This window comes from Selenomonadales bacterium (assembly GCA_017442105.1).
GTDB lineage: Bacteria > Bacillota > Negativicutes > RGIG982 > RGIG982 > RGIG982.
Map to the genome: position 1 here is coordinate 1 of JAFSAX010000174.1, position 3,291 is coordinate 3,291.

At 46.6% G+C, this 3,291-nt stretch carries 1 protein-coding gene; it reads right to left on the reverse strand.

Translation table 11 applies throughout. From position 1 onward, the window contains the following. Nucleotides 1-7 precede the first annotated feature (7 nt). On the reverse strand, nt 8-3,291 hold a 3,284-nt coding region (locus IJN28_06945; protein ID MBQ6713502.1), incomplete at its 5' end, for a PolC-type DNA polymerase III.

A 3,291-nucleotide genomic window follows, 5' to 3' on the forward strand; every position in this document is an offset into this window, starting at 1 on the left:
ATTTTACTTAAAAAAGCATCATTTGATCGGTCTCTGTCATGCCTTCAAAGCATCCGTGCTGACGCATGATCTCGATCGCACTTTTAGAGATATGCGAGCGTACACGTACATCTTCGATCGAAGAGAACGGTGCATCGTTACGTGCTTCGACGATACCTTTTGCCGCATTGGCACCGACGCCTTCGAGTGCGGCGAACGGCATGATCAAGTGATCGTCTTCTATAATGAATCGTTCAGCGTCCGATTTATTGAGATCGACACGTACGATATAATATCCTCTCAGATACATCTCCAAAAGTATCTCAAGCGTCGTCTGAAGACCTTTTTCTTTTACGCTGAGTGCATTACCGCCTCGCTGCTCAAATTCAACCAACTTGTTCTTGATGGCACGTTGTCCTTGCACCGCAAGATCGGCATCAAATTCTGTTGCACGTACCGTACAATACGCCGCATAGAACGCAAGCGGATAATGCACCTTACAATACGCGATTCGAAATGCCATCATAACGTATGCGACTGCGTGCGCTTTCGGGAACATATATTTGATCTTCTGGCACGATTCGATATACCATTCGGGCACATTGCTTTCACGCATCTTGGCAACATTTTCGGGTTCTACACCTTTGCCTTTACGAACCTTCTCCATGATCTTAAACGCAAGTGACGGTTCCATGCCTTTTTGGATGAGATAGTTCATGATGTCATCACGTGCCGAGATCGCTTCGGACAGCTTCGCCGTACCGCTGACAATGAGGTCCTGCGCATTGTTGAGCCATACGTCCGTACCATGCGAGAATCCACTGATACGAACAAGTTCGCTGAACGTCTTGGGCATCGTATCGACAAGCATCTGTCTTACGAATTTCGTACCGAATTCGGGGATACCATACGTTGCGACTTGGCTTCCCAGGTCGTCGGGCGAGATGCCGAGCGACTCGGTAGACGAGAACAGTTTCATCGTATCGGCATCATCGAACGGAATCGTTTTCGGATCACGCTTGGTCAAGTCCTCCAAAAGCTTGATGACTGTCGGATCATCGTGCCCGAGTATATCAAGCTTGACAAGACAATCGTGGATAGAGTGATAGTCGAAATGGCTCGTGATCGTCGTCGAATCCTTATCATCGGCAGGATGCTGAATAGGCGTAAAATGATGAACGTCCATATTACGCGGTACTACCATGATACCGCCGGGATGCTGACCCGTCGTACGTTTTACACCCGTACAGCCTTGCACAACACCGTTGATAAAAGCATCTCTGACAGGAAGTGCTTTTTCATCAAAATATTTTTTTACATATCCGTATGCCGTCTTGTCGGCAACAGTCGCGATCGTCCCTGCTCGGAATACGTTGTCACGACCGAACAATTCTTCCGTATACTTATGGGCAACAGGCTGATAGTCACCCGAGAAGTTTAAGTCGATATCAGGTACCTTATCTCCTTTAAAGCCCATAAATACGGCAAACGGAATGTTATGTCCGTCTTTTACCATGCGCTTACCGCAGTTCGGACAGTCCTTATCAGGCAAGTCGAAACCTGCACCGAACGAACCGTCGTCGATGAATTCGCTGTGCTTGCAGTCAGCGCAACGATAATGCGGAGGAAGCGAATTTACCTCGGTGATATTCGTAGCATACGCAACGAACGATGAACCGACAGACCCCCTCGAACCGACCAGATATCCGTCATCGAGCGATTTTTTTACCAGCTTATGCGCAATCAGATACAACACGGCAAAACCGTTATTGATAATCGAATTCAGCTCATACTCGAGGCGATCTTCTACGAGCTTCGGCAACGGGTCACCGTAGAGTTGTCGTGCTTTTGCATACGACATCGACTTGATCTGTTCTTCTGCACCCGGAATCTGCGGAGAATAGAGTGCATTTGGGAATGGTTTTATCACTTCTATCTCATCGGCTATCGCATTCGAATTTTTGACAACGACTTCGTATGCTTTTTCTTTGCCGAGATATTGAAACTCAGCAAGCATCTCTTCCGTCGTACGGAAATAGAGCGGCGGCTGATAATCAGCATCGTCAAAGCCTTTGCCTTTCATTAGGATGCGACGATATATCTCATCTTCGGGATTGAGAAAGTGTACGTCACATGTCGCAACGACACGCTTACCCAGCTTTGTACCGAGCTCGCATACTTTGCGATTGATATTATCGAGTGCTTCAGGACTGTCAACGATATTTTTGCGGAGCATAAAGTCGTTATTGCCCGACGGTTGTATCTCGAGATAGTCGTAATACGATGCGATTTCGAGAAGTTTTTCTTCGGGCGCACCGTTTACGATCGCTTGTATGAGTTCACCAGCTTCACAGGCAGACCCGAGGATAAGCCCCTCGCGATGTTCCGATAAGATAGCTTTCGGAATACGCGGTGTACGGAACAGATATTTCAAATGAGAGATCGATACCAAGCGATACAGGTTGCGAAGACCGACTCTGTTTTTTGCCAAAATGATGATATGGTAGGCGTTCTTGATATCATCGTTGAAAAGATATCCTTCCATCCCGTAAATGACCTTGATACCAGCTTTTGACGATGTCGAAAAGGCATCAGGGAATGCTTGTACAACGCCATGGTCGGTGATCGCAACAGCACGATGCCCCCACTTCGCCGCCGTCGATACAAGTGCCTTCGCCGATACGACAGCATCCATATTGCTCATCTGTGTATGCGCATGAAGCTCGACACGTTTCACTTCTGCTGTATCTTCACGCACATCTTCTTTTTCGAGATTGATATGATCGACAAATAAGACCATATCGTTATTAAACTTATCTTCTTTGGCCGTTCCTTTCAGTTTGACCTTCATGCCGGCCTTGAGTGCACCTTTGACTTTTTCGAACTTTTCTTTTTCTTCGAAGAACATCTTGCAGCTAAGACCGTTCGTCGTATCACTGATATCATACGTCAATAAGAATCGACCTGTTCTGAGTTCCTTTTCTTCGATCTTACTCAGATGACCAATAACGATAACATCTCTGTCTTCTTCCAAGATCGTTCCGATCGAGCGAGCATCTCCTTTGATCTTGCGCCCATGTATGATATCGCCGTTTGCTGCACTTTTACTTTTCGTTGTCGGTGCAGAAGAACGATTCTCTTGAATCGCTTCTACATAGGCATCTGTCATCAAGTCCTGCTTGATATCCTGTTTTTTACTTTCACCGACAGCACACACGACCTCAACATTTTTACTGAATCGTTCTCTAAGCCATGATCTGATCTTGCCGTCAATAGGATGCTTCTCCAAAAGTTTGGCAGAAAACCCCGCCC